At 35.4% G+C, this 25800-nt stretch carries 43 protein-coding genes; all 43 read right to left on the bottom strand.

Features of this window, described 5'->3' with window-relative positions:
• Positions 1-22: 22 nt before the first annotated feature.
• Entirely contained in the window at positions 23-415 is a 393-nt protein-coding gene (rpsI, locus tag HYG84_RS08310) for a 30S ribosomal protein S9 (RefSeq protein ID WP_212375661.1), read from the bottom strand.
• A 30-nt stretch (positions 416-445) separates the two neighbouring features.
• The gene (gene rplM, locus HYG84_RS08305; RefSeq protein ID WP_212375658.1) at positions 446-874 is read right to left on the bottom strand and encodes a 50S ribosomal protein L13; all 429 of its coding nucleotides are present in this window, start codon (positions 872-874) and stop codon (positions 446-448) included.
• 127 nt (positions 875-1001) lie between these two features.
• Positions 1002-1748, bottom strand: coding sequence for a tRNA pseudouridine(38-40) synthase TruA (gene truA, locus HYG84_RS08300; RefSeq protein WP_212375655.1), 747 nt, complete (start codon positions 1746-1748; stop codon positions 1002-1004).
• Between the two features lie 25 nt (positions 1749-1773).
• On the bottom strand, positions 1774-2574 hold the full coding sequence (locus tag HYG84_RS08295; RefSeq protein WP_212375652.1) for an energy-coupling factor transporter transmembrane component T family protein: 801 nt from the start codon (positions 2572-2574) through the stop codon (positions 1774-1776).
• Complete coding sequence (locus tag HYG84_RS08290; protein WP_212375649.1) at positions 2567-3430, bottom strand: energy-coupling factor transporter ATPase; 864 nt, start codon at positions 3428-3430, stop codon at positions 2567-2569. Before HYG84_RS08290 ends, HYG84_RS08295 begins: the two co-directional genes overlap by 8 nt.
• Entirely contained in the window at positions 3415-4254 is an 840-nt protein-coding gene (locus tag HYG84_RS08285; RefSeq protein WP_212375646.1) for an energy-coupling factor transporter ATPase, read from the bottom strand. The genes HYG84_RS08290 and HYG84_RS08285 overlap by 16 nt, the downstream gene beginning before the upstream one ends.
• A gap of 513 nt (positions 4255-4767) precedes the next feature.
• Positions 4768-5109, bottom strand: a complete 342-nt coding sequence (gene rplQ / locus HYG84_RS08280) for a 50S ribosomal protein L17 (protein WP_212375643.1) — start codon at positions 5107-5109, stop codon at positions 4768-4770.
• A 22-nt stretch (positions 5110-5131) separates the two neighbouring features.
• Positions 5132-6079: a DNA-directed RNA polymerase subunit alpha gene (locus tag HYG84_RS08275; protein ID WP_212375640.1), complete on the bottom strand. Its 948-nt coding sequence runs from the start codon at positions 6077-6079 to the stop codon at positions 5132-5134.
• A 62-nt stretch (positions 6080-6141) separates the two neighbouring features.
• The gene (gene rpsD / locus HYG84_RS08270) at positions 6142-6765 is read right to left on the bottom strand and encodes a 30S ribosomal protein S4 (protein ID WP_212375637.1); all 624 of its coding nucleotides are present in this window, start codon (positions 6763-6765) and stop codon (positions 6142-6144) included.
• 23 nt (positions 6766-6788) lie between these two features.
• A complete protein-coding gene (gene rpsK, locus HYG84_RS08265) occupies positions 6789-7190 on the bottom strand; it encodes a 30S ribosomal protein S11 (RefSeq protein ID WP_212375634.1) in 402 nt (133 codons plus the stop codon).
• A gap of 22 nt (positions 7191-7212) precedes the next feature.
• Positions 7213-7584, bottom strand: a complete 372-nt coding sequence (gene rpsM, locus HYG84_RS08260) for a 30S ribosomal protein S13 (RefSeq protein ID WP_212375631.1) — start codon at positions 7582-7584, stop codon at positions 7213-7215.
• A 219-nt stretch (positions 7585-7803) separates the two neighbouring features.
• Positions 7804-7917: a 50S ribosomal protein L36 gene (gene rpmJ, locus HYG84_RS08255; protein ID WP_013382261.1), complete on the bottom strand. Its 114-nt coding sequence runs from the start codon at positions 7915-7917 to the stop codon at positions 7804-7806.
• 16 nt (positions 7918-7933) lie between these two features.
• A complete protein-coding gene (gene infA, locus HYG84_RS08250) occupies positions 7934-8152 on the bottom strand; it encodes a translation initiation factor IF-1 (protein ID WP_212375628.1) in 219 nt (72 codons plus the stop codon).
• 27 nt (positions 8153-8179) lie between these two features.
• Positions 8180-8458 (bottom strand): KOW domain-containing RNA-binding protein, encoded by a 279-nt coding sequence (locus HYG84_RS08245; RefSeq protein ID WP_212375625.1) that lies wholly within the window; start codon positions 8456-8458, stop codon positions 8180-8182.
• A 22-nt stretch (positions 8459-8480) separates the two neighbouring features.
• Positions 8481-9227 (bottom strand): type I methionyl aminopeptidase, encoded by a 747-nt coding sequence (gene map / locus HYG84_RS08240; RefSeq protein WP_212381984.1) that lies wholly within the window; start codon positions 9225-9227, stop codon positions 8481-8483.
• Complete coding sequence (locus HYG84_RS08235) at positions 9227-9877, bottom strand: adenylate kinase (RefSeq protein WP_212381982.1); 651 nt, start codon at positions 9875-9877, stop codon at positions 9227-9229. Before HYG84_RS08235 ends, map begins: the two co-directional genes overlap by 1 nt.
• Before the next feature lie 72 nt (positions 9878-9949).
• On the bottom strand, positions 9950-11224 hold the full coding sequence (gene secY, locus HYG84_RS08230; protein WP_212381980.1) for a preprotein translocase subunit SecY: 1275 nt from the start codon (positions 11222-11224) through the stop codon (positions 9950-9952).
• 1 nt (position 11225) lies between these two features.
• The gene (gene rplO, locus HYG84_RS08225) at positions 11226-11669 is read right to left on the bottom strand and encodes a 50S ribosomal protein L15 (protein WP_212381977.1); all 444 of its coding nucleotides are present in this window, start codon (positions 11667-11669) and stop codon (positions 11226-11228) included.
• Positions 11670-11686: 17 nt separating this feature from the next.
• The gene (gene rpmD / locus HYG84_RS08220) at positions 11687-11866 is read right to left on the bottom strand and encodes a 50S ribosomal protein L30 (RefSeq protein WP_212381975.1); all 180 of its coding nucleotides are present in this window, start codon (positions 11864-11866) and stop codon (positions 11687-11689) included.
• A gap of 13 nt (positions 11867-11879) precedes the next feature.
• Complete coding sequence (gene rpsE, locus HYG84_RS08215) at positions 11880-12386, bottom strand: 30S ribosomal protein S5 (RefSeq protein ID WP_212381973.1); 507 nt, start codon at positions 12384-12386, stop codon at positions 11880-11882.
• Between the two features lie 18 nt (positions 12387-12404).
• On the bottom strand, positions 12405-12773 hold the full coding sequence (gene rplR, locus HYG84_RS08210) for a 50S ribosomal protein L18 (RefSeq protein WP_212381971.1): 369 nt from the start codon (positions 12771-12773) through the stop codon (positions 12405-12407).
• Between the two features lie 19 nt (positions 12774-12792).
• Complete coding sequence (gene rplF, locus HYG84_RS08205) at positions 12793-13332, bottom strand: 50S ribosomal protein L6 (protein ID WP_212381969.1); 540 nt, start codon at positions 13330-13332, stop codon at positions 12793-12795.
• 29 nt (positions 13333-13361) lie between these two features.
• A complete protein-coding gene (rpsH, locus tag HYG84_RS08200) occupies positions 13362-13760 on the bottom strand; it encodes a 30S ribosomal protein S8 (RefSeq protein ID WP_212381967.1) in 399 nt (132 codons plus the stop codon).
• Between the two features lie 23 nt (positions 13761-13783).
• Positions 13784-13969 carry a type Z 30S ribosomal protein S14 gene (locus HYG84_RS08195; protein ID WP_212381965.1) on the bottom strand — a complete coding sequence of 62 codons (186 nt, stop codon included), beginning with the start codon at positions 13967-13969 and terminating at the stop codon, positions 13784-13786.
• 17 nt (positions 13970-13986) lie between these two features.
• Positions 13987-14526 carry a 50S ribosomal protein L5 gene (rplE, locus tag HYG84_RS08190; protein WP_212381962.1) on the bottom strand — a complete coding sequence of 180 codons (540 nt, stop codon included), beginning with the start codon at positions 14524-14526 and terminating at the stop codon, positions 13987-13989.
• A 28-nt stretch (positions 14527-14554) separates the two neighbouring features.
• Positions 14555-14866, bottom strand: a complete 312-nt coding sequence (rplX, locus tag HYG84_RS08185) for a 50S ribosomal protein L24 (RefSeq protein ID WP_212381960.1) — start codon at positions 14864-14866, stop codon at positions 14555-14557.
• Positions 14867-14883: 17 nt separating this feature from the next.
• Positions 14884-15252, bottom strand: a complete 369-nt coding sequence (gene rplN, locus HYG84_RS08180) for a 50S ribosomal protein L14 (RefSeq protein ID WP_212381958.1) — start codon at positions 15250-15252, stop codon at positions 14884-14886.
• Between the two features lie 26 nt (positions 15253-15278).
• Positions 15279-15533 (bottom strand): 30S ribosomal protein S17, encoded by a 255-nt coding sequence (rpsQ, locus tag HYG84_RS08175; RefSeq protein ID WP_212381956.1) that lies wholly within the window; start codon positions 15531-15533, stop codon positions 15279-15281.
• Positions 15534-15567: 34 nt separating this feature from the next.
• On the bottom strand, positions 15568-15771 hold the full coding sequence (gene rpmC / locus HYG84_RS08170; protein ID WP_212381954.1) for a 50S ribosomal protein L29: 204 nt from the start codon (positions 15769-15771) through the stop codon (positions 15568-15570).
• Positions 15761-16204, bottom strand: coding sequence for a 50S ribosomal protein L16 (gene rplP / locus HYG84_RS08165; protein WP_212381952.1), 444 nt, complete (start codon positions 16202-16204; stop codon positions 15761-15763). The genes rpmC and rplP overlap by 11 nt, the downstream gene beginning before the upstream one ends.
• Positions 16205-16236: 32 nt before the next feature.
• A complete protein-coding gene (rpsC, locus tag HYG84_RS08160; protein WP_212381950.1) occupies positions 16237-16959 on the bottom strand; it encodes a 30S ribosomal protein S3 in 723 nt (240 codons plus the stop codon).
• 19 nt (positions 16960-16978) lie between these two features.
• Positions 16979-17311, bottom strand: coding sequence for a 50S ribosomal protein L22 (gene rplV, locus HYG84_RS08155; RefSeq protein WP_212381948.1), 333 nt, complete (start codon positions 17309-17311; stop codon positions 16979-16981).
• A 33-nt stretch (positions 17312-17344) separates the two neighbouring features.
• Positions 17345-17626 (bottom strand): 30S ribosomal protein S19, encoded by a 282-nt coding sequence (rpsS, locus tag HYG84_RS08150; protein WP_212381946.1) that lies wholly within the window; start codon positions 17624-17626, stop codon positions 17345-17347.
• Positions 17627-17669: 43 nt separating this feature from the next.
• Entirely contained in the window at positions 17670-18500 is an 831-nt protein-coding gene (gene rplB, locus HYG84_RS08145) for a 50S ribosomal protein L2 (protein ID WP_212381943.1), read from the bottom strand.
• Between the two features lie 35 nt (positions 18501-18535).
• Positions 18536-18826: a 50S ribosomal protein L23 gene (rplW, locus tag HYG84_RS08140; protein ID WP_212381941.1), complete on the bottom strand. Its 291-nt coding sequence runs from the start codon at positions 18824-18826 to the stop codon at positions 18536-18538.
• Complete coding sequence (rplD, locus tag HYG84_RS08135) at positions 18826-19449, bottom strand: 50S ribosomal protein L4 (protein WP_212381940.1); 624 nt, start codon at positions 19447-19449, stop codon at positions 18826-18828. The genes rplW and rplD overlap by 1 nt, the downstream gene beginning before the upstream one ends.
• Before the next feature lie 26 nt (positions 19450-19475).
• Positions 19476-20108, bottom strand: coding sequence for a 50S ribosomal protein L3 (gene rplC / locus HYG84_RS08130; RefSeq protein ID WP_212381938.1), 633 nt, complete (start codon positions 20106-20108; stop codon positions 19476-19478).
• 95 nt (positions 20109-20203) lie between these two features.
• A complete protein-coding gene (gene rpsJ, locus HYG84_RS08125) occupies positions 20204-20518 on the bottom strand; it encodes a 30S ribosomal protein S10 (RefSeq protein ID WP_212381936.1) in 315 nt (104 codons plus the stop codon).
• A gap of 328 nt (positions 20519-20846) precedes the next feature.
• Positions 20847-22040: an elongation factor Tu gene (gene tuf / locus HYG84_RS08120; protein WP_212381913.1), complete on the bottom strand. Its 1194-nt coding sequence runs from the start codon at positions 22038-22040 to the stop codon at positions 20847-20849.
• A gap of 107 nt (positions 22041-22147) precedes the next feature.
• Complete coding sequence (gene fusA, locus HYG84_RS08115; RefSeq protein WP_442860800.1) at positions 22148-24274, bottom strand: elongation factor G; 2127 nt, start codon at positions 24272-24274, stop codon at positions 22148-22150.
• A 27-nt stretch (positions 24275-24301) separates the two neighbouring features.
• Positions 24302-24772, bottom strand: a complete 471-nt coding sequence (gene rpsG / locus HYG84_RS08110) for a 30S ribosomal protein S7 (protein WP_212381932.1) — start codon at positions 24770-24772, stop codon at positions 24302-24304.
• Positions 24773-24915: 143 nt separating this feature from the next.
• Entirely contained in the window at positions 24916-25338 is a 423-nt protein-coding gene (gene rpsL / locus HYG84_RS08105; RefSeq protein ID WP_212381930.1) for a 30S ribosomal protein S12, read from the bottom strand.
• Positions 25339-25444: 106 nt separating this feature from the next.
• Entirely contained in the window at positions 25445-25687 is a 243-nt protein-coding gene (locus tag HYG84_RS08100; protein WP_212381928.1) for a ribosomal L7Ae/L30e/S12e/Gadd45 family protein, read from the bottom strand.
• Between the last annotated feature and the right edge of the window lie 113 nt (positions 25688-25800).

The raw sequence follows: 25800 nt of genomic DNA, 5'->3' as shown, positions 1-25800 counted from the left end.
GGGGCTTTGTATTTTATAAATATTATCTCTTTGAGAATTGTGGTGCACGTCTTGCTGCTTTTAAACCGTATTTCTTTCTTTCTTTAGCTCTTGCATCTCTAGTTAGGAAACCAGCTTTTTTAAGAGTTCCTCTTAATTCTTCATCAGACTTTACTAATGCTCTAGCGATTCCGTGTCTTAAAGCTCCAGCTTGTCCAGTGTATCCTCCACCTGCCACTGTTGCGATTACATCGAATCTGCCTAATGTTTCTGTAATTGTTAGAGGCATTCTAACATCTCTCTTTAAAGTTTCATATTTAAAATATTCTTCAATATCTCTGTTGTTTACTTTAACATTTCCTTCACCAGGAACTAATCTTACTCTAGCGATAGATTGCTTTCTTCTACCTGTTCCGTAATAAGCTACTCTTGCCATCCATAACTCCTCCTTTCAAATTTCCTACTTTTATATATCTAATGCTTCTGGTTTTTGAGCTTCGTGATTGTGGTTTGGTCCAGCATATACTTTTAATTTTGTAAGCATTTGTCTTCCAAGTCTATTTTTTGGAAGCATACCTTTTACCGCATTGTAAACAAGCTTTTCAGGTTTTTCAGCAAGAAGTCTTCTAAAAGAAACTTGTCTTAATCCACCTGGATGTCCTGTATGATAAGTATAGAAAGATTGATCTAATTTCTTACCAGTTAAAACTACCTTCTCTGCATTAACAACGATTACAAAATCACCAGTGTCTACATAAGGTGTAAATTCTGGCTTGTTTTTTCCTCTTAAAATTGTAGCGATTTCTGTTGAAAGTCTACCTAAAGTTTTTCCTTCAGCATCGACAATATACCACTTTCTTTCAACTTCATTCGGTTTTGCCATATATGATTTCATTGTTTTCCCTCCTTGTAAATCATCGATTTTTAAATGTTATCTTGTTTTTGTCACGTTCTATATATGTGTCAAGATCCGGGGCAGTGGATCATATTTACACACTCTCGTATATTTTAATACAATGAGCCTAGTGTGTCAAGGGGTAAAATACCTTATCTAAAAATAATCCTTGAGGTGGCGCTGTATGACCTGCCATTGTTCTATCCTTGGTTTCAAGCGCCCTATTAATATGCTCTATCGATATTTTTCCCATACCAACTTCCACTAAAGTCCCTGTAATAATTCTAACCATATTGTATAGAAAACCATCGCCCTCTATATAAACATATAGGCTATTATCTTTAATTATGATATCTAAATTTCGGATAGTTCTTACTGTATTTTCAACACTACTGCCACTGGACATAAAACCTCTAAAGTCATGGGTTCCTAGTAAAAGTTTTGCTCCATCTCTCATTTTCTTATGGTCTAACTTATAATGGACATGATAGCTATAGTTTCTAAGTAAGGGGTTTCTATATCTACCTTCATAAATATGATAAATATATCGTTTGCCAATAGCACTATATCGAGCATGAAAATCCATAGGAACCTCCATTGCATTAATAATAGAAATATCATTTGGTAGGTTGCTATTAAAAGCTAATGGAAGCCTATCTACTGGAATATTGCTTTCAAGTATAAAACTTGCCACTTGACCATAGGCATGAACACCAGCATCTGTTCTTCCAGACCCATTAATACTAATTTCTTTACCTGTAAGTTTTTTTAGAGCTCTCATTATTTCTTCCTGTATTGTCCTACTATTAGGTTGAATTTGCCATCCACTATAGTTTGTTCCATCATATTGAATTTCGATCATAATATTTTTCATTGTATCATTCCTAACACCTAACATGTTATAATGCAACTCTATGAAAAATTAAAACTGCTAATAGAAATGTGGTTACTACTAGAGCTACTGTATCTTTCCCTGTCATTTTTAATTCCTTCATTCTAGTACGATTTTCGCCACCACGATAGCATCTTGCTTCCATAGCCATGGCTAATTCATCAGCTCTTCTAAATGCACTAATAAACAAGGGAACTAATAAAGGCACTAAGCTTTTTGCTCTACTAATAATATTCCCACTTTCGAAATCAGCTCCACGAGCCATTTGTGCTTTCATAATCTTATCAGTCTCTTCAAGTAAAGTAGGGATAAACCTAAGAGCAATTGTCATCATCATAGCTAACTCATGAGCTGGTACACCTATTTTTTTAAATGGATTTAATAAATGTTCTATCCCATCTGTTAGCGCTATTGGTGAAGTAGTTAATGTTAATAATGAAGTTCCCATAACTAATAATACTAGTCTAATAGCCATAAAAAACGCCTGATATAAGCCTTCTCTTGTCATAACTAAAGGGCCTAGATTGAGAATAGGTTCTCCTTGTGTCATAAATATATTAATTATAAATGTAATTATTATTATTATTCTTAAAGGCTTTAATCCTTTAAGAATGTACTTTATAGGTATTTTAGATATATATACAGAAACAAATATAAAAGCAATAATATAAGCATAAGGAATAAAGGTATTAATAATAAATAATCCTATTATTAATGCAAAGGTAATTAGTATCTTAGTCCTCGGGTCTAATTTATGAACATAGGATCCTGTTGGATAATATTGGCCAATTGTAATATCTTTAAGCATTTTTATTACTCCTTATCCATTTTAAAATTTCTTCCTTAGCTTCTTCCACTGTAAATATATCTTCCCTTATCTCAATACCCTTTGCCTTTAATGCTCTAACTAAATAGCTTATTTGTGGAACTCCAAGTCCTATAGATTCTAAGGTTTCTACCTGTTGGAATACTTCTCTAGGATTCCCAATAAGTGCAACCTTTCCTCTATGCATAACAATAATACGGTCTACTAGCTTTGCAATATCCTCCATACTATGAGATACTAAAATAACCGTATTTTTATATTGGCTATGCAGCATTTTTATTTCTTCTAAAATTTCATCCCTTGTTCTAGGATCTAAGCCTGCCGTAGGTTCGTCTAATATTAACACTTCTGGTTTCATGGCGAATACTCCAGCAATAGCTACCCTTCTTCTTTGACCCCCACTTAATTCAAATGGAGATCTGTCTTTTAATTCTTCAAATGGAAGCTTTACAAATTCCATAGCCTCCTTAATCCTTTCTTCTACTTCAGATTCTGATAACCCTAAGTTCAGGGGTCCAAAGGCAATATCCTTATATATTGTCTCTTCAAATAGTTGATGTTCTGGATATTGAAAAACTAAACCAACCTTTTTTCTTACATCTCTTAACTTAACTGATTTGTCCGTAATATCAGTACCACTAATAATAATTTTACCAGAAGTGGGTTTTATCAATCCATTTAAATGCTGAGTTAAAGTAGACTTACCTGATCCAGTATGACCTATAAGACCTATAAATTCTCCAGATTTAATCTCAACATTAACATCATCTAATGCCTTAGTTTTAAATGGACTACCTGGGTTATATACATATGTTAAATTTTCTATTTTAATTGACATAATCTCATCACCATTTCATCAACAGTTAATATATCTTGAGGTAAATCAATTCCCTCTTTTATCAATTCATTAGTTAAGTCTGTTATTTGAGGTACATCTAATCCTAACTCTTTTAACTGCTCAACTTTAGAGAACACTTCTTTGGGTTTACCTTCCAAAACGATTTGCCCATTTTCCATTACTATAACCCTATCTGCATCTACAGCCTCTTCCATAAAGTGGGTAATATGAACTATTGTAATATTTTCTTCTTTATTAAGCTTTTTTATAGTATTAATTACTTCTTTACGGCCCGATGGATCTAACATCGCAGTTGGCTCATCAAAGATTATACAATTGGGTCTCATAGCAATGACTCCTGCAATAGCAATTCTTTGTTTTTGTCCACCAGATAATAAATGTGGAGCTTTACCTCTATATTCTAGCATATCTACAATATTAAGAGCTTCTTCCACTCTTCTTACAATCTCCACCGGAGGAACACCTAAGTTTTCAGGCCCAAATGCAACATCTTCTTCTACAATTGTAGCTACAATTTGGTTGTCAGGATTTTGGAATACCATTCCAGCTGTCTGCCTAATATTCCATATGTTTTCTTCCTCTTTTGTATTTAGCCCTTTAACAAGTACGTCTCCCTTTGTAGGTAATAAAAGAGCATTCATATGTTTGGCCAAAGTTGACTTTCCTGAACCATTGTGTCCAATTACTACAACAAATTCGCCGGACTCAACCGTAACTGTAACATCGTTTAGGGCTAGCATACCTTCATCATCATTATTTTTATACTGAAATTGTATATTATTAACCTCTATCATTTTACTCATCCTATAGTCCCTTCTTTATTTTCATATAATCATACGTCAAAATCTAAACATCTTATATTATAACTTATTTTCTACTTGTTGACTATGATTTATGAGTAAGATAATTAAATAACTAGAGTTTTACGCAGTTTCGCAACTCAAATTTATTTGCTTCCTTCGGTCGCATAAATTTGGTGCTCATTGCCTTTTTGTCCAACGAACTCTGTGAGTTGTTGACAAAACGGACAGCGGAGTGAGCAACGCGAGCGTAGAAATGAGCTACGCGAATGTTGCGTTTGACCTACCATCGATTTGCCTTTAAGCACTTGAAATTTTTAATTACCATTAAAAATTGAGTGCGCCATGAAGCAACTTTAGTTGCGTAATTTTGCAAATCGGGTTAGGTCATAAAATAAAATTTGTTCGTTTTCACTCACAAACTTTATGGCGCACTCAATCTTTAGCTATGCTAAAGATTTCAAGTGCTTAAAAAAAAACAGGGACTAAGCCTATTAACTTAATCCCTCCTATCTATTATACTAATTCGATGATTACCATCTCTGCAGCGTCGCCTCTTCTTGGTCCAAGCTTCATAATACGTGTATATCCACCATTACGCTCTTGATATTTTGGCGCAATTTCATCAAATAAATTCTTAACTACAGTTTCTTCTGTTATAAAGCTAAGAACTTGTCTTCTAGCATGTAGATCTCCTCTTTTTGCAAGAGTAATCATTTTTTCAGCTAGTCTTCTTGTTTCTTTAGCTCTTGTTTCTGTTGTTTCAATTCTACCGCTTTTTAATAAACTAGTTACTAGGTTTCTAAGCATTAAATTTCTATGAGCGCTTACACGTCCTAATTTACGATAATGTGCCATGTCTATCCCTCCTTACTACATCCTATTCATCGCTAGGTTTTAATCCAAGACCTAACTCGTCAAGCTTTTTCTGAACTTCTTCAAGAGATTTTCTTCCAAGGTTTCTTACCTTCATCATATCCTCTTCAGACTTTTGAGCAAGTTCATCTACTGTATTAATGCCTGCACGTTTCAGACAGTTATAGGATCTTACTGAAAGGTCAAGTTCTTCTATAGTCATTTCAAGAACCTTTTCCTTTTTATCCTCTTCTTTCTGTACCATGATCTCTACATCATTAACATGCTCTGTTAATGTAATGAATAGATTTAAGTGCTCATTCATTATCTTTGCTGCTAAAGATATAGCTTCATCAGGCATAATACTTCCATCGGTAAACACTTCAATGATCAGTCGATCATAGTCAGTAACTTGACCTACCCTTGTGTTCTCAACATAATAACTAACCTTTGTTACAGGAGTAAATATTGAGTCTATAGGTAGTACACCGATAGGCATTCCTGGGGTTTTGTTGTTTTCTGATGGTACATATCCTCTCCCTTTAGCAATGGTTAATTCCATTGTTAGAGTTCCATCACTATCTAAGGTAGCAATATGCATTTCTGGACTAAGGATTTCAATGTCTGCATCTGCAATAATGTCACCTGCAGTTATAGTTCCTTCGCCTTTTGCTTCAATACGAACCGTTTTAGGCTCATTTCCGTGCATACGAATAGACAAGCCTTTTAAGTTAATTATAATCTCTGAAACATCTTCTTTTACACCTGGGATTGTAGAAAATTCATGTAAGACACCATCAATTTTTACAGACGTTACCGCCGCCCCAGGTAATGAAGATAGCATAATTCTTCTTAGGGAATTCCCTAATGTGGTTCCATAACCTCTCTCTAGCGGCTCCACTGTAAACTTTCCATAGGTATTTTCCTCATTAATCTCTACTACTTCTACCTTTGGCTTTTCCATTTCTATCATTGATTTGAACCCTCCTTTAGCATTTTCTCTATTATATTGAGGGCAACTGATTCTAAAAATTATTATTTAGAGTATAGCTCTACGATTAAGTTTTCTGCGATTGGTAAATCTATATCTTCTCTTGAAGGTAATGAAACTATTTTTCCCTCTAATTTTTCTGCATCAGCTGTTAACCAATTTGGAACATTTCCTTTAAAGTTTTCAGCTAAAGCTTTAAATTTATTTGATGACTTAGACTTTTCAGCAACAACAATAGTATCTCCTGCACTAACTAAATATGAAGGGATATCTACTTTTTTACCATTTACTAAAAAGTGTCCATGAACAACTAATTGTCTAGCTTCTGCTCTAGAAGCTCCAAAACCTAATCTATAAACAACGTTATCTAGACGAGTTTCTAATATTCTTAAAAGGTTTTCACCTGTAATACCAGCTTGCTTATCAGCCATCTCAAAGTATTTTCTAAATTGAGACTCTAATACACCATAGAATCTTTTTGCTTTTTGTTTTTCTCTTAATTGAATTCCATAGTTTGATAGTTTTTTTCTACTGTTACCGTGCTGTCCTGGAGCATAAGCTCTTTTGGAAATTGCACATTTATCTGTGTAGCATCTATCGCCTTTTAGGTATAATTTCATACCCTCTCTACGACATAATCTACATACCGCTTCTGTATATCTTGCCATTTACTTACACCTCCCGATCTTCATTAAACTCTTCTACGTTTTGGCGGTCTACAACCGTTATGTGGAATTGGAGTTACATCTTTAATAAGGTTAACTTCAAGTCCTGCAGCTTGTAGTGAACGAATTGCAGCTTCTCTTCCTGCACCTGGTCCCTTAACATAAACTTCTACAGTTTTTAATCCATGCTCCATAGCAGCCTTAGCAGCAGTTTCTGCAGCCATTTGAGCAGCGAAAGGAGTTGATTTTCTTGATCCTTTAAATCCTAATTGACCTGCACTAGCCCAAGAAATTACATTTCCTTGCATGTCAGTTAAAGTAATAATTGAATTGTTAAATGTTGATTGAATATGTGCTTGACCACGTTCTATATTTTTACGTTCTCTTCTTCGAGTACGAACGCCTTTTTTCTTAGCTACCTTTGCCATTCTCGCTGTACCTCCTTACCTACTATTTTTTCTTCTTACGACCAACAGTTTTCTTAGGACCTTTTCTTGTACGAGCATTAGTTTTTGTCTTTTGTCCTCTTACTGGCAATCCTTTAATATGTCTTAATCCTCTATAACATCTGATCTCTTTTAATCTTTTAATGTTTAAAGCGATTTCTCTTCTTAAATCCCCTTCAACATGATGATCTGAGTCGATAATTTTTCTTAAGTTATTTACTTCTTCCTCTGTTAAATCCTTTACTCTTGTATCAGGATTAATACCTGCAGCAGCTAATATACCATTTGATGTTTTTCTACCGATACCAAATATATATGTTAAGCCAACTTCAACTCTTTTATCCCTTGGCAAGTCAACACCAGCTATTCTAGCCATATTGATTTACACCTCCTAATTCTATTGTTCCACCATCTTATATTCTTTGTATTACTAGTCTTTTTCTAATGTAAATTTAGATTTAAAATGAATATTTTGTATCGCAATAGCTTTTGGGGAATCAGTTAGAAACTGACGCAGCCGCTCCCGAAAGCTTATAACTACAATACTGTATTATACTATAAAACAACTGAAAGTTCCAGTAGTATTTAAACTAGTTTAACCTTGTTTTTGTTTGTGTTTAGGATTTTCGCAGATAACCATAACTCTGCCATTCCTTTTGATTATTTTACACTTTTCACAAATTGGTTTAACCGATGGTCTAACCTTCATTGTTATCCCTCCTTGACTACTTCTTTCGCCATGTTATTCTACCACGAGTCAAATCATATGGAGATAACTCTACCGTAACCTTATCCCCAGGCAGAATCCTAATAAAGTTCATTCTTAATTTTCCTGATATGTGTCCTAAAACCTCATGACCATTTTCAAGTTCTACAATAAACATCGCATTTGGTAATGCTTCTTTTACTGTACCTTCTAATTCAATTACATCTTGCTTCGACATTGAGCAATCAAACCTCCATTTCTAACCCTAGGATTTCACACCTAGTCTTTCAAGCTCTCTACGTATAAAGGCATTATTTATTTTCTCATTGTTTAAAATTGCATCTTTAATTTCTTTAGATACAATATTCAACTTTGCCAAGTGTTTAATCTTTTTTTTCTTAGGTCTATCTATCCTTCTTAATGATCCATCAACAATTAAGACATGATTGTTATCCGCCTTACCAAACACGACGAAAACTCTTCCCTGATCGCGTCCAGTTTTTGACTTAACTATTTGTCCTATGTCTAAATCAGTTCGTTCCATATAGTCACCTCATTTGTCTGGATTATAGCTTTGTAAGAATCTCAGGTTCCCCATCCGTAATTGCTACGGTATGCTCGTAATGAGCTGAGTATTCACCATCTAAGGTTACTACTGTCCAACCATCTGAAAGTACTTTAACTTCGTAGGTTCCTATGTTAATCATTGGTTCTATAGCTAAGACCATTCCTTCTTTTAATCTTGGTCCTTTTCCTGGAGGACCATAGTTAGGAATTTGTGGTTCTTCATGCATACTTGTACCGATTCCATGGCCTACGTAGTTTCTAACCACTGAAAAACCCCTGTCTTCAACATGGGCTTGAATAGCATAGGATATATCTGATAACCGATAGCCTAACTTTGCAAACTTAATTCCCTCATAAAAGCTTTGCCTAGTTACTTCTATAAGCTCCTGTGCTCTCTGACTAATCTTTCCTATGGCATGAGTTTTTGCAGAGTCACCATAATAACCTTTGTAGAGTGCCCCGATATCTATACTGATAATATCGCCATCTTCTAGTGTTTTTAATCCAGGTACACCATGGACTACTTCGTGATTAACGGAGGCACATATGCTAGCTGGAAAACCTCCATATCCTTTAAATGCAGGAATTGCTCCTTTTTTAAGAATATGTTTTTCAGCTATCGCATCTAGTTCCTTTGTCGTAATTCCCGGTTTTATTGCCTCTCTAACAAGTTCATGGGCTTCAGCAACAATTTTTCCAGCTTCTCGCATTAATTCAATTTCTTTACGCGATTTTATATATATCATTATAGCTCGCTCCCTAAAGAGGTCACAATATCTTCAAACACTACACTTATTTTTCTGTCGCCATCTATAGTAACTAGCTTATCTTGTTTATTGTAGTACTCTATTAATGGAGTTGTTTCCTTCAAATAAACTTCGATACGTTTTGTTACTGTTTCTTCGTTGTCATCATCTCGTTGATAAAGATTACCACCGCATTGGTCGCAATTTTCTCCCTTTATTGATGGATTATATTTTACGTGGAATGTAGCACCACATTCTCTACATATTCTTCTTCCAACGGCTCTTTCCACTAAAATGCCTTTATCAACCTCTATATTTATTACTCTATCTAAGGCGCCATCCATATTTGCTAACACTTTATCTAAAGCTTCAGCCTGCACTACCGTTCTTGGAAATCCATCTAATAGAAATCCACCTGTACAGTCTTCTTGCTTTAAACGATCTTCCACAATTTCCACTACAACTTCATCTGGAACTAAAAGACCTTGATCCATGTAACCTTTAGCTTTTTTGCCAAGTTCAGTACCTTGTTTAATGTTATATCTAAAAATGTCTCCAGTGGAAATATGAGGAATGTTGTATTTTTCAACAATAGCTGCAGCCTGTGTTCCTTTCCCCGCCCCTGGGGGACCAAGTAAAATTAATCTCATTATACCATCTCCTGGTTAAATTATAAGGATTAGATTCATGGGGTAAACGCCCCATGAGTCCTTTTCTTATTCTTACTTCAAGAATCCTTGGTAATGTCTCATTAAAAGTTGTGCTTCAATTTGCTTCATTGTTTCTAATGCAACACCTACAACAATTAAAATTGTCGTACCGCCAAAAGCAATTGGTATTCTTGTTGCACTAAGAATAACTGTAGGAACAATTGTAATTACTGCTAAGAATATTGCTCCTGCTAATGTAATTCTTGTAAGAACCTTATTTAAATAATCCGCTGTAGGCTTTCCTGGTCTAATACCTGGTATAAATCCACCATTCTTTTTCATATTGGTAGATACTTCTACAGGATTAAATGTTACCGCAGTATAGAAATAGGTAAAGAATATAATTAATACTGCACTTAAAAGGTTATAAATAAACACTCCTGGCATAGCATTAGGTGATAACCATGTTGCTAAAAATCTAGAGAACCCATTATCTTGCCCAATAAAGTAGGCAATTGTATGAGGGAACTGAAGAAGTGACATAGCAAAGATCACTGGAATAACACCTGATTGATTTACTTTTAGTGGAATATGAGAACTTTGTCCACCATACATTTTTCTTCCAACAACTCTTTTAGCATATTGTACAGGAATTTTTCTTGTTCCTTCTTGAATAGCAACAACACCAACTACGATTAGTAGCACTAAAACTATAAATACTACAATAGCTATAGGATTTAATTCTCCTTGTTTTGCTAAAGCAAAGGTACTGTAGATACCATTAGGTAGTCCTGATACAATACCAGCAAAGATTAAAAGTGAAATACCATTTCCAATTCCTTTTTCTGTTATTTCTTCTCCTAACCACATTAAAAATGAAGTACCAGCAGTTAAAGTAAGAATAACTACTATAATACTAAAAGTATCTTGATTGATTAATGCTCCTCTAAATAAACCTATACTAATACCTGTTGCTTGTATTAAAGCTAATACGATAGTTGCATATCTTTGATATTGAGCAATTTTTTTACTACCTTCCTCGCCTTCCTTCGCCATTTCTTCAAGACTGGGAATTGCTATAGTTAGTAGTTGCATAATAATAGATGCTGTGATGTAAGGTGTAATGCTTAGTGCAAAAATCGTCATATTACCAAAGGCCCCTCCGGATACTAAGTTGAAGAATGAAAGTAATCCGGCATTATCTACTATGTTCTTTACATACTCAATATTGATGCCAGGTACTGGAATAACAGAACCTAGTCTGAAAATAGCAAGCATCATAAAGGTGTATAAAATCCGCCTACGTAAATCTGGGATTTTCCAAGCATTTTTTAGAGTTTGTATCACCTTACATCACCTCTGCCTTTCCTCCAGCAGCTTCAATTTTCTCAGCAGCTGACTTAGTGAATCTTTGCGCTTGTACTGTTAAGCTTTTCTCTAAGTTGCCATTGCCTAGAATCTTGATTCCGTCTTTTTCTATCTTTTTAATAACACCTGTTTCTTTTAAAAGCTCTGGTGTAACTACTGTACCATTTTCAAAAGCATTTAATCTTTCAATACTAATTTCGTTGTAAACCTTTGCAAATATATTTGTAAATCCACGTTTTGGTAATCTTCTGTATAGAGGCATTTGACCCCCTTCAAATCCTGGTCTTACTCCTCCACCACTACGAGCTTTTTGACCGTTTGATCCACGACCAGCAGTCTTTCCAAGACCACTTGCAGTACCTCTACCTTTTCTTTTTCTATCTCTAACGGCACCTTCTGCAGGTCTAAGTTCATGTAGTTTCATGTCTACACCTCCTCAGTTTATATTTCCTTTACTTCTACTAAATGTTTTACTGTTTCAATCATACCTCTTATTTGAGGAGTAACTTCTTTTTCAGTTGTTTGCCCAATTTTGTTAAGTCCTAAAGCTTCAACTGTTTTTCTTTGATTAGGCTTTGTACCAATCACACTTCTTATTAGTTTTATACTTACCTTTGCCATCGTATCTTCCCTCCTAACCTAAGAGTTCTTCTACGGACTTACCTCTTAGTTTTGCTACTTCTTCAGCTCTCTTTAACTGGCTTAATCCATCTATTGCAGCACTTACCATGTTTTTGGAGTTGTTTGTTCCTAGAGATTTAGCTCTAACATCTTTAACACCTGCTAATTCTAATACAGTACGCACTGGTCCACCAGCGATAATTCCTGTACCTTCTTTAGCTGGCATAATTAAAACGTTTCCGGCTCCAAAATGTCCAATAGTTTCATGAGGAACTGTAGTTCCAACTATTGGTACATGGATAAGGTTTTTCTTAGCATCTTCAATTCCTTTTTTAATAGCATCTGGAATTTCCATTGCCTTACCTGAACCAACTCCAACATGACCATTTTCATCTCCAACGATCACTAGGGCCGCAAATCTAAAGTTTCTACCGCCTTTTACAACCTTTGTAACACGTTTTATATCAACAACTTGCTCTTTTAAATCAAGTTGGCTAGCATCGATTCGCTTGTTGTGCATTACTTTCCCTCCTTCTTATTAAAACTTAAGTCCAGCTTCTCTAGCACCTTCTGCTAAAGCCTTGACTCTACCATGATAAATATTTCCACCACGGTCAAATGTTACATTATCTATTCCTTTTTCTACGGCTCTCTTTCCAACTAATTGACCAACCAATTTAGCAGCTTCTGCATTTCCAGTTGACTTAACTTGATCTTTAATTTCTTTATCTAAAGATGAAGCCGCAACTAATGTTACTCCAGCTACGTCATCAATTAATTGAGCATAGATGTTTGTTAAGCTTCTATATACGTTTAATCTTGGACGTTCTTGAGTTCCAGTAATTTTGTTACGAACTCTTTGATGTCTAGATAATCTGTTAGCGTTTTTGCTCACTTTTTTAAACACCTTATTTCACTCCTTTCCCTTACTTACCTGTCTTACCTACTTTACGTCTTATTACTTCACCAGCGTATTTTACTCCCTTACCTTTATATGGCTCAGGTTTTCTTAATTCTCTAATTTTAGCAGCATAGTTTCCTACTAATTGTTTATTAATTCCCTTAACGAAGATTTCAGTTTGGGAAGGAACTTCAACAGTGATACCTTCTGGGTCCACCATTTCTACTGGATGAGAGAAACCAAGACTTAGTACAAGTTTATCTCCTTGCTTATTTGCTCTATATCCAACACCTACTAATTCAAGTTTCTTTTCGTATCCCTTAGTTACTCCTTCTACCATGTTAGAAAGAAGTGTTCTTGTTAAACCATGTAATGATTTATGTTTTTTATTATCAGTAGGTCTTACAACATTAATTATATTTTCTTCAATCTTTATTTCCATATCTTTGCTTAATTGTTGCTCAAGTTGTCCTTTTGGGCCTTTTACAACAGCAAAGTTTTTTTCATCTATTTTAACTTCCACACCTTGTGGTATTTCAATTGGCTTTAAACCTATTCTTGACATATTCGCACCTCCTTGTAAGTTGATTGCTATTACCAGATGTAAGCAATAACCTCTCCGCCAACGCCTTCTTTTCTAGCTACCTTATCAGTAATAATTCCTTTTGAAGTGGAGATGATTGCAATTCCTAATCCACCTAATACTCTAGGAATTTCATCCTTCTTCGCATATACTCTTAATCCAGGCTTAGATATTTTCTTAATACCTGTAATTACTTTTTCTTTGTTTTTTCCGTACTTTAATTGCATTCTAATAAGACCTTGTTTCCCGTCTTCAATAACATCGAACCCTTTTATGAAACCTTCTTCAAGAAGGATGTTTGCAATTTCTTTCTTCAGGTTTGAAGCTGGAACATCAACTGTTTCATGTTTTACCATATTAGCATTTCTTATACGAGTCAGCATATCCGCAATTGGATCTGTCATTGTCATATCGTAACCCTCCTTCCTCTACTTTACCAGCTTGCTTTTCTAACACCTGGTATTTGGCCTTTATAGGCTAATTCTCTAAAACAAATACGGCAGATACCAAATTTTCTTAAATAAGCATGTGGTCTACCACAAATTTTACATCTACTATATTCTCTTGTTTGGTATTTTTGTGTTCTTTGTTGTTTTACTTTAAGAGACGTTTTTGCCACGTTTTTCCCTCCTTACATTACTTTGCAAAAGGCATTCCCATTAATCTTAGTAATTCACGACATTCTTCATCAGTTTTTGCTGTTGTTACAAAGATGATGTCCATTCCATGCACTTTTTCTACTTTATCATATTCAATTTCCGGGAAAATTAATTGCTCTTTAATACCTAATGCATAATTTCCTCTACCATCAAAAGCATTAGGATTAACACCTCTAAAGTCTCTTACCCTTGGAAGAGCAATGTTTAATAGTCTGTCAGCAAACTCATACATTTTTTCTCCTCTTAGAGTTACTTTAGCGCCGATTGGCATTCCTTGACGAAGTTTAAAGTTAGCAACTGATTTCTTAGCTCTTGTAACTACAGGCTTTTGTCCTGCAATTATTCCTAATTCTTTAACTGCTGCTTCAAGCGCCTTTGGGTTATCTTTTTCACTACCAAGACCCATGTTTACTACTATTTTTTCTAGTTTTGGAATTTCCATTACACTTTTATATCCGAACTTCTCCATCATACTAGGAGCAATTTCACTTTTATACATATCTTTAAGTCTAGCCATGCTCAAGCGGACCTCCTTTCATATATCCTTAGTCGATTACTTCGCCGGTCTTTTTACTTACTCTTACTTTCTCACCGTTAGCTAAAAATTTATATCCTACTCTAACACCTTGGTTAGCTTTTTTATCCCAAAGCATTACATTTGATGCATTAACTGCTGCTTCTTGATGGATTATTCCACCTTGTTGCATTTGTTGATTTGGTTTTTGGTGCTTAGTTACCATATTTACCCCTTCAACAATTACTCTATTTTTCTTTGGTAGTACTTGAAGTACTTTTCCTTTTTTGCCTTTATCTTTTCCAGTTATAACTACTACTGTATCGCCCTTCTTAACGTGCACTTAAAACACCTCCTCGACTATAGTACTTCCGGAGCTAATGATACTATTTTCATAAAGTTTTTATCTCTAAGTTCTCTTGCTACTGGTCCAAATATACGTGTTCCTGTAGGTTGTTTATCATCTTTGATTACAACCGCAGCATTTTCATCGAACTTAATATAGCTTCCATCTTTTCTTCTTGTAGTGCTCTTAGTTCTTACTACTACAGCTTTAACGACTTGTCCTTTTTTAACAACTCCGCCTGGTGTTGCACTTTTAACCGAACAAACGATTACATCACCAATATTAGCGTATCTTCTTCTTGTTCCACCTAATACACGAATACAAAGTAATTCCTTTGCTCCAGAGTTATCAGCAACTTTAAGACGTGATTCTTGTTGTATCATGACAATACCTCCCTTCGCTACTTATCCTACTTAGCTTTTTCTACAATTTTAACTAATCTCCATCTTTTATCCTTAGATAATGGCTTAGTTTCCATAATTCTTACACGATCACCAATTCCACACTCATTCATTTCATCATGAGCCTTGAACTTTTTTGTTCTTTTAACGGCTTTTCCGTACAATGGATGTCGAACAAAATCTTCAACTAAAACAACAATTGTTTTTTCCATTTTGTCGCTTACAACTCGACCTACTCTTGTTTTTCTTAAATTTCTTTCCACGAGATTGGCCTCCCTTCCTTGTGAACTTTATATATTACGCTCTTGCCTGCTTTAATTCATTTTCCCTAATGATTGTTTTAATTCTAGCAATATCCTTACGAACATTTCTAATTCTCAAAGGGTTTTCAAGCTGGCCTGTTGCTAATTGAAAACGTAAATTAAATAATTCACCTTTTAATTCTGTCAGCCTTTGATCTAATTCAACATTAGTCATATCTCTCATTTCTTTAGTTTTCATTAGCTTCACCACCCTTTACTTCTTGATCTTCACGTGTTACAAACTTACATTTAATTGGGAGCTTATGTGCAGCAAGTCTCATAGCTTCTCTCGCTCTTTCTTCAGAAACACCTGAAAGTTCGAACATAATTCTTCCCGGTTTTACAACTGCTACCCAATATTCTGGTGAACCTTTTCCGGCACCCATACGAGTTTCAGCTGGTTTCTTAGTAACAGGTTTGTGAGGGAAAATTTTAATCCAAACTTTACCCCCTCTTTTAATATATCTTGTCATCGCAATACGCGCTGCTTCAATTTGATTTGAAGTAATCCATGCAGGCTCCATTGCCATTAAGCCGAAGTCACCATAGGAAACAGTGTTCCCTTTGTGGGCTTGACCTCTCATTTTTCCTCTATGCACTCTTCTACGTTTAACTCTTTTAGGCATTAACATGAACTATTCCTCCTTCCCGAAAGGCATTACACTTATTTCGCTTCTCTTCTTCTACCTCTTGTATTTTTATCATTATTCTCTTGTTTTTCTTGATTATTATCCATAGAAGCTACTTTTCCTTTAGTAGGAAGTACTTCTCCTTTGTATATCCAAACCTTTACTCCTAATTTACCATAAGTAGTATCGGCTTCTGCAAATCCATAATCGATATCTGCTCTTAATGTGTGTAGTGGTACATTTCCTTGATTATATCCTTCTGTACGCGCCATCTCAGCTCCACCAAGTCTACCTGATGTGGATACTTTAATACCTTTTGCACCAGATTTAATTGCTCTTTGCATAGCTTGCTTCATTGCTCTTCTAAATGAAACCCTTCTTTCAAGTTGGAAAGCAATGTTTTCTGCCACTAATTGTGCATCTGTTTCTGGGCGTTTTACTTCTACCACGTTTACAGCAACGCTCTTTTTAGTTAATTTTTCGATATCTTTTCTTAAATCTTCAACGCCTTGGCCACCCTTACCTATAACCATTCCTGGTTTAGCTGTGTGAACGTTTATTTTAACTCTATTATTAGCTGCTCTTTCTATTTCAATCTTAGCAATTCCAGATAAGAAAAGCTTTTTCTTAACAAATTTACGAATGTTATTATCTTCTACAAGAAGATCTCCGAAGTCTCTTTTGTTGGCATACCATTTTGTATCCCAGTCCTTAATGACACCAACACGCAATCCATGTGGATTTACTTTTTGACCCATTCTTTTCCCTCCTTAAGCCTTATTTTTCCTTCAATACAACCTCGATGTGACTAGTTCTTTTTCTAATAGTTGTTGCACGACCCATAGCTCTTGGTCTGAATCTCTTCATTGTCGGTCCTTGATTTGCATATATCTCAGAAATATACAAACGATCTATGTCCATGTTATTATTGTTTTCAGCATTGGCGATAGCAGACTTTACTAACTTCTCAACGATTGGAGCTGCTGCCTTTGGAGTATACTTCAAAATTGCTAATGCTTCATCAACCTTTTTACCTCTTACAAGGTCAACTACTTGTTGTGCCTTTCTAGGAGCGATTCTTACGTATCTAACGATTGCTCTTGCTTCCACAACAACTACCTCCTTCCTTATAGAAAATCTTAATTATTTTCTCTTAGTTGTTTTTTCGTTATCATCATGGCCTCTATAAGTTCTTGTTAGAGCGAACTCTCCAAGCTTATGACCTACCATATCTTCAGTAACATATACTGGAACGTGTTTTCTTCCGTCATGAACAGCAATTGTATGACCGATCATTTGTGGGAAAATTGTGGACGCCCTAGACCATGTCTTAATTACCTTTTTTTCGCTCTTATCGTTCATCTCTTCTATTTTCTTAAGAAGTCCTTGGTGAACAAAAGGTCCTTTTTTAAGCGATCTGCTCATTACTTTTCCTCCCTTCAGTTGCTTACCATTCTAGGATTTTATCCTATTTCTTTCTTCTTGATACAATCATCTTATCTGAAGCTTTTTTCTTATCACGAGTTTTGTATCCAAGTGCAGGTTTACCCCATGGTGTAACAGGAGCTGGTCGTCCAATAGGTGATCTACCTTCTCCACCACCGTGTGGATGGTCATTAGGGTTCATTGCAGATCCTCTAACTGTAGGTCTAATACCCATATTTCTTTTTCTACCTGCTTTTCCGATTGTAATATTTTCATGCTCTTGGTTACCAACTTGACCAATTGTTGCTTTACAATTTACTGGAAGATATCTTACTTCACTAGATGGTAGTCTTACTAGAGCATGTTTGCCTTCTTTAGCCATTAGCTGCGCTGAGTTTCCAGCTGATCTAACAAGCTGACCACCTTTTCCAGGCTTCATTTCGATATTGTGTATAACTGTACCAACAGGCATATTTTGAAGTGGTAGTGCATTACCAATCTTAATATCTGCGTTTGGTCCAGATTCTAACATATCCCCAACTTTTAATCCTTGTGGAGCTATAATATATCTTTTCTCACCATCAACATAGTGTAATAATGCTATATTGGCACTTCTATTTGGGTCATACTCAATTGTTGCAACCTTTGCAGGTATACCATCTTTATTTCTCTTAAAGTCAATAATTCTATAATGTCTTCTTGCTCCGCCACCTCTATGACGCACAGTAATTCTACCGTATGAGTTTCTACCACCGCTTTTTTTAATAGGTTCTAATAATGACTTTTCTGGTTCAACTCTAGTTATTTCTTCAAAAGTAGAAACAGTCATTTGTCTTCTCGCAGGTGAAGTAGGTTTTAACTTCTTAATAGACATTTCGGTTTCCCTCCTTCTTATTCCAGATCGGCTAATTACATACCTTCGAAGAATTCAATTTCTTTACTCTCTGGTGTTAATGTTACAATAGCCTTTTTCCAGTCAGCACGTTTTCCTTCTTTCGCGCCCATTCTTTTTACTTTACCAATCATATTCATGGTGTTTACTTTTTCCACTTTTACACCGAAGATTTTTTCAACTGCTTGTTTAACTTCGATTTTATTAGCTTTTTTGCTAACAACAAATGTATACTTTTTATTAGCCATATCGTCCATACTGTTTTCAGTAATTACAGGCTTTAAAATAATATCATGTGGATTTGTCATTATGCGTACACCTCCTCCACTTTTTGAACAGCATCCTTTGTAATAATGAACTTGTCATATTTTAAGATATCATACACGTTTATTGTGTTAACTAATGCTGTTTGTACTCCAGGAATATTTTGAGCCGATTTGATAACAGCCTCACTCTTTTCGCTCATTACGATAAGAGCTTTCTTATCCACATTTAAGTTTTTAAGGATGTTTACCATTTCCTTTGTTTTTGGAGTCTTTAAGCTTAATTCATCTAATACTATTAATTCATTGCTGTTTACCTTTGAAGTAAGTGCAGATTTCATTGCTAATCTTCTTACTTTCTTTGGTATTGTGTAGCTGTAATCTCTTGGCTTTGGTGCAAATACAGTACCTCCGCCAACCCATAATGGTGAACGGATACTTCCTACACGAGCTCTACCTGTTCCTTTTTGTTTCCAAGGTTTTCTACCGCCACCTCTTACCTCAGCTCTTGTCTTTGCTGATTGTGTTCCTTGTCTTTTATTTGCTAGTTGGTTTTTTACAACCTCGTACATTGCATGTTCATTTACTTCTACTCCGAACACACTGTCATTTAATTCAATTTCGCTAACTTGTTGTCCTGAAATGTTATATATAGCTACTTTAGGCATTTTACATCCTCCTTCCTCTTGCCAGATTATTTACCTTGCTTTATACTTTCGTTAATTGTTATTAGGCCTTTCTTTGGACCTGGCACCGCACCTTTTACAATTAACAGATTTCTCTCAACATCTACTTTAACAACTTCAAGATTTTGAATTGTTACATTTTCACTACCCATATGCCCTGGAAGTTTTTTACCTTTAAATACTCTTGCTGGGTATGATGCTGCTCCCATTGATCCTGGTCCTCTATGGTATCTAGAACCATGACTCATAGGTCCTCTACTTTGGTTATGTCTCTTAATAGTACCTTGGAATCCTTTACCTTTAGATACTCCAGAAACATCAACCTTATCTCCTACCTTAAAAAGATCCGCTTTTAACTCTTGACCAGCAGTAAATCCTTCAGTACTTTCTACTCTAAATTCTTGTAGAGTTCTCTTTGGACCTACCCCTGCTTTATCAAGATGACCTTTTTGTGGTTTGTTAATATTTTTTTCTCTAACATCCCCATGTCCAACTTGAAGAGCATTGTAGCCATCTTTTTCAATAGTTTTTACTTGTGTTACAACGTTTGATTCAATTTCAATTACTGTTACTGGAATAACAAGACCGATTTCATCAAATATTTGTGTCATCCCAATTTTTCTTCCTATTAAACCTTTCATATCTACACCTCCTATTAATCTTACAGAGGATTAGCTTTTGCTAATCATTCTAAGATAGGATGAATATCCATCTCTTTATCTTAGCTCTATTGAGTTTATAACTTAATTTCAATGTCAACTCCTGCTGGTAAATCTAATCTCATTAATGAATCAACAGTTTTTGGAGTTGGGTTTAAGATATCAATTAATCTCTTATGTGTTCTCATTTCAAACTGTTCTCTAGAATCTTTGTACTTGTGAACAGCTCTTAGAATAGTGATAACTTGTTTTTCAGTTGGTAATGGTACTGGACCGGATACCTCTGCTCCACTTCTTTTAGCTGTTTCAACAATTTTTTCAGCAGATTGATCTAATGCTTTGTGATCATATGCTTTTAATCTGATTCTGATTTTCTGATTGCCTTTAGCCATTTAATTTCCCTCCTTCTCATCGCACGTGATTTCCTTTACGTACGACTCAGGCCATGATACACTGTCCCGGGTGTGTTGATATGTTTTTAAAAAACAGGACAATTAGGCCTTGTCGCCCGATTCTTTGATCAAGACATGCTCAGTGAAAATTTCCCCTTTGGGCAACCTTTCACATCATCGCCTCTTAACACACTAATATATTTTATAATATACTGTTGTAAATTTCAAGTCTTTTTTCAACTCTTTTTTTATTTTTATTTCACATAATGCAAATTTAGAAGAAGAGCTAACCCTTCTTCTAAATTTGTATATATTATTAGTTATTTAATTATTCTATAATAGAAGCAACTACTCCAGATCCAACTGTTCTTCCACCTTCACGAATAGCAAATCTTAGTCCTTCTTCAATAGCGATTGGGTGAATTAATTCAATTTCCATTGTAACGTTATCTCCTGGCATTACCATTTCCATTCCTTCTGGTAATTTTGTTGATCCTGTTACGTCTGTTGTTCTAAAGTAGAATTGTGGTCTGTATCCATCAAAGAATGGTGTATGTCTTCCACCTTCTTCTTTCTTTAATACGTATACTTCTGCTTTGAACTTTGTGTGTGGCTTAATTGTTCCTGGTTTACATAATACTTGTCCTCTTTGAATCTCTGTTCTTTGGATTCCTCTTAATAGTAATCCTACGTTATCTCCAGCTTGTGCTTGGTCTAATAACTTTCTGAACATCTCTACTCCTGTTACTACTACTTTTCTTGATTCTTCTGCAATTCCCACAAGTTCTACTTCGTCTTGTACTTTTATTACTCCTCTTTCTACTCTTCCTGTTGCTACTGTTCCTCTACCTGTAATTGAGAATACGTCCTCTACTGGCATTAGGAATGTTTTGTCTGTTGCTCTTACTGGTTCTGGAACGTATGTGTCGATTTGCTCGAATAATTCTACGATCTTATCTCCCCATGGTCCTTCTGGATTGTTTAATGCTTGTAGTGCTGATCCTCTGACGATTGGTGTATCATCTCCTGGGAATTCGTATTCGTTAAGTAAGTCTCTTACTTCCATTTCTACTAGTTCTAATAACTCTTCGTCATCTACCATATCACATTTGTTTAAGAATACTACGATGTATGGTACCCCTACCTGTCTTGATAATAGAATGTGCTCTCTTGTTTGTGGCATTGGACCATCCGCTGCTGAACATACTAAGATCGCTCCATCCATTTGTGCTGCTCCTGTAATCATGTTCTTTACATAGTCAGCGTGACCTGGACAGTCTACGTGTGCGTAGTGTCTGTTTGGTGTTTCGTACTCTACGTGTGATGTAGATATTGTGATTCCTCTTTCTCTTTCTTCTGGTGCCTTGTCAATTTTATCAAACGCTACAGCTGCACCTGTTCCGTATCTTACATTTAATGTATTTGTGATCGCTGCTGTTAATGTTGTTTTACCATGGTCAACGTGTCCAATTGTTCCAATATTAACATGTGGTTTACTTCTATCAAATTTTGCCTTTGCCATTGTTATTTTCCTCCTTAATATACAATTTAAATTTATTAATTTATTATATATGTTAGAATAGCAGAACAAAATATCTTATCTGCTATTCTATTATTAAAAATTTTATACTACTTACTAGCAGTAACTTTTTCAGCAATACTTGCTGGTACTGCTTCGTAATGATCAAAGTGCATTGAATAAGTTGCACGTCCTTGTGTTTTAGAACGAAGATCAGTTGCATAACCAAACATTTCTGATAGAGGTACATATGATCTAATAACTTGAGTACCATTTGATCTTGCATCCATACCTTCAATCTTACCACGTCTTGAGTTAAGGTCACCAATAACTTCTCCCATATAATCTTCAGGTGTTGTAACTTCAACCTTCATATATGGTTCAAGAAGCACTGCTTTTCCTTTTCTCATAGCATCTTTAAAGCCCATAGAACCTGCAATTTTAAAGGCCATTTCAGAAGAGTCAACTTCATGGTAAGAACCATCATAAAGTTCAACCTTAACGTCAACAACTTCATATCCTCCAAGAACACCACTCTTCATAGCTCCTTGAATACCAGCATCAACAGCTGGGATATATTCTCTTGGAATAGATCCACCAACAACACTGTTAACAAATTCATATCCTACACCAGGTTCTTGAGGTGTTACTCTTAGTTTAACGTGACCATATTGTCCACGACCACCAGATTGACGAGAGTACTTAGAGTCAACTTCAACAGCCTGTGTAATTGTTTCCTTGTATGCAACTTGTGGTTTACCAACATTTGCTTCAACTTTAAACTCTCTTAGCATTCTATCTACGATGATTTCTAAGTGAAGTTCACCCATACCTGCAATAATTGTTTGACCTGTTTCTTCATCTGTATAAGTTTTAAATGTTGGGTCCTCTTCTGCAAGCTTTTGTAGAGCAACACCCATTTTTTCTTGGCCAGCTTTTGTTTTTGGTTCAACAGCAACATGGATAACTGGTTCTGGGAAAACCATAGATTCTAGAATAACAACACTATCAGGATCACATAGTGTATCTCCTGTAGTTGTATCTTTAAGACCTACAGCAGCTGCAATATCTCCAGCATAAACAGTTGATATTTCTTCTCTTGTATTAGCATGCATTTGAAGAATACGTCCAATTCTCTCTTTCTTACCCTTTGTTGAGTTTAAAACATAGGAACCAGATTCAATTGTTCCAGAGTAAACTCTGAAGAAAGCTAGTTTTCCTACATAAGGGTCAGCCATAATTTTAAATGCTAAAGCTGAGAATGGTTCGCTATCGTCTGAATGTCTTTCAACTTCTTCTTCTGTATCTCCACAAATACCTTTAATTGCTGGAATATCTAATGGTGATGGCATATATGCTACTACAGCATCAAGAAGTAATTGTACACCTTTGTTTTTATAGGATGATCCACAGAAAACCGGAGTAAATTGAACGTTAATTGTACCTCTTCTTAGTCCATTAACGATTTCTTCTTCAGTTAACTCTTCACCTTCTAAATATTTCATCATCAGTTCTTCGTCAGTTTCAGATACTGCCTCAACTAATTTTTCTCTATATTCAGCAGCTAATTCCTTCATATCTTCAGGAATCTCTACAATTTCCATTTGTTGTCCTAAATCATCTAAATACATTACTGCATTCATTTTAACTAAGTCAACTATTCCTTTAAAAGTATCTTCTTTACCTATAGGTAATTGACAAGGAACTGCATTAGTCCCTAATCTATCCTTCATCATGCCTACAGCTTGGAAGAAGTCAGCACCTAAAATATCCATTTTATTAATAAATGCCATTCTTGGTACTCTATATTTGTCTGCTTGTCTCCAAACAGTTTCAGATTGAGGTTCTACTCCACCTTTAGCACAAAATACTGCTACAGATCCATCAAGCACTCTTAGTGAACGTTCTACTTCTACAGTAAAGTCCACGTGACCTGGTGTGTCAATAACATTTATTTTATGATCTTTCCAGTGACATGTTGTAGCCGCTGAAGTAATAGTGATACCTCTTTCTTTTTCTTGTTCCATCCAGTCCATTTGTGCTCCACCCTCATGAGTTTCAGCAACTTTACGGATTTTTCCGGCATAGAACAAAATTCTTTCGGTTGTTGTTGTTTTCCCGGCGTCAATATGCGCCATTATGCCAATATTTCTTGTATTCTCAAGTGAAGTTTGCCTTGGCACAGTAATCCTCCTCTCATGCAAATCTGTAGCTTGTGACCCTTCTACAGATAGCATATGCAAAATGCCTTTATAAGCATTTTTTTACCATCTGTAGTGTGCAAAGGCCTTGTTAGCTTCTGCCATTTTGTGTGTATCTTCTTTCTTTTTAACAGTTGCACCAGTACTATTAGATGCATCTATAATTTCCTTAGCTAGTCTCTCAACCATACCTTTTTCGCCTCTAGCTCTAGTATAGTTTACTAACCATCTAAGTCCTAATGTTTGTCTTCTCTCAGGTCTTACTTCTATTGGTACTTGATAGTTGGATCCTCCAACACGTCTAGCCTTAACTTCTAGTACAGGCATAATGTTGTTCATAGCCTTTTCAAATACTTCCAGTGCATCTTCACCTGTTCTTTCGTGTACTAGCTCTAGAGCATCGTAAACGATTTTTTGTGCAATACCCTTTTTACCATCTAGCATAATAGCATTGATTAATTTTGATATCACCTTGCTACCGTATAATGGATCAGGTAATACTTCTCTTTTAGGTACATTTCCTTTTCTTGGCACTTTTCTTCCCTCCTCAATAATAAATAGAGTTGTTCATCGGTACTCGACAATTAACTATTGCCGTAGTGCGCTGTTTTTATATTGTATCACTTATTTATAAACTAAATAGGTGAAGTCTATATTAATAACCGCTCCGATATCAATTACTTCTTAGCTGCTTTAGGTTTCTTAGCACCATATTTAGATCTTGATTGCATTCTGTTAGCAACTCCTGCTGTATCTAATGCACCTCTAACAATATGGTATCTAACCCCTGGTAAGTCTTTTACTCTTCCACCTCTAATTAGAACAACACTGTGTTCTTGTAGGTTATGACCAATACCCGGGATGTAAGCTGTTACTTCAATACCATTTGTTAATCTAACCCTCGCTACCTTTCTTAGGGCTGAGTTAGGTTTTTTAGGAGTAACAGTTTTAACAGCAGTACAAACTCCTCTTTTTTGTGGTGAACTTAAGTCAGTTGTTCTTTTTCTTAAGGAGTTCATTCCTTTTTGCAGCGCTGGGGCTGTTGATTTGTACTCTTCTTGCTTTCTTCCCTTACGTACTAACTGGCTAATTGTTGGCATCTATTGCACCTCCTTCCAATAGTAAAGGTTTAAATAAAATAAAAGATTTATCTGATAGACATGCTACAGATAAACTGTCTTTACCTAAGTTGTATTGTGTAATCAGTTACTTTAAAATTGCAGCAACAGCTGCACCTACATCAATACCGCAGGCTTTCCCTAGTTTTTTCATAGAATCAACATGAACCACTTCGACATTTTTTTCCTTTGCAATCTGCTTCATATGTTGTAGTAAATGATTATCTGCATCCTCTGCAACAAATAAAACTTTTACTTTATCTTGGTTTAATGCTTTAGTGGATTGTTTAATTCCAACAATCTTGTTTTGGACTTCTAAATTTTCTAACATGAAAAGTTTCCTCCCTTTTTAAATACCTGGGAGATGATATCATCTCCCAGACCATAAAAAAGTCAACTTTTAATTAACACACTTTAATATTTTAACACTTGTTAAAATATGTG

This window comes from Alkaliphilus sp. B6464, from assembly GCF_018141165.1.
In the GTDB taxonomy this organism is placed as follows: Bacteria; Bacillota; Clostridia; order Peptostreptococcales; family Natronincolaceae; genus Alkaliphilus_B.
The sequence above is the reverse complement of the archived record's forward strand: the minus strand, read 5'-3'. Positions and strand labels throughout refer to the sequence as shown.